Below are 830 nucleotides of genomic sequence, written 5' to 3'. Positions count from 1 at the left end.
CTAGGGCGTGTTAACACTATTTGACTTGAAGGTACGGGCTGCGAGAAAATCCGTGCATGGAAATCACGCCAGCGCAGTTCGCCCAGATCGAGCATTGTTTGCCCACGCAGCGGGGCAATGTCAGCTTGTCCAACCTGGATGTGTTGAATGCGATCCTTTACGTCGCRGAGCACGGCTGCAAGTGGCGTGGGTTGCCCAAGCGGTTCGGCAACTGGCACACCATCTACACGCGCATGAACCGCTGGTCCAAGTCGGGCGTCATGGACCGGGTGTTCGAGGAGTTGCAGCAGTCTCAGGTCGTGCGCATCAAGATCGAAGCCGTGTCGCTGGACAGCACCAGCATCAAGGTGCATCCGGATGGGACCGGGGCGCTAAAAAAAACGGCCCGCAAGCCATCGGAAAGTCCCGAGGCGGATGGAACACCAAGATTCATATGGTTGCCGCGGATGCTCGCACGGCCATAACGTTCTCGTTGTCGCCAGGTCAGGCGCACGATGCGCCGGCAGGGCGGGCGTTACTCAGCCGCCTGGGCGCACCGAACAGGCCGCTTCATCTGCTCATGGATCGCGCCTACGAGGGTAACGAGACCAGGCAACTCGCGCTCGACCTCGGCTTCATTCCGGTTGTCCCACCGCTGAAGACCCGAGTCGAACCGTGGGAGTACGACCGCGAGATGTACAAGCGCCGCAATGAAGTCGAGCGGCTGTTCCGGCGCCTCAAGGGATTCCGCCGCATCTTCTCGCGCTTCGAGAAACTCGACGTGATGTTCCTCGGCTTCATCAGCTTCGCGCTGATCGCCGATGGACTTCGCTTGTGTTAACAGGCCCTAG

Annotated in this window: 1 protein-coding gene; it reads left to right on the top strand. The window is 60.1% G+C overall.

What is annotated here, in order from left to right:
- Positions 1-56 precede the first annotated feature (56 nt).
- Positions 57-820 (top strand): IS5 family transposase gene (locus AC1DNF_RS35700; protein WP_478153659.1). Its coding sequence is split into 2 segments (ribosomal slippage): positions 57-372 and positions 372-820, totalling 765 coding nucleotides; the frame shifts between segments, so codons are not numbered across the junction.
- Positions 821-830: the final 10 nt, after the last annotated feature.

It is taken from the genome of Variovorax sp. 01T432 (assembly GCF_056398605.1).
This window is presented reverse-complemented; position numbering and strand designations above follow the sequence as displayed.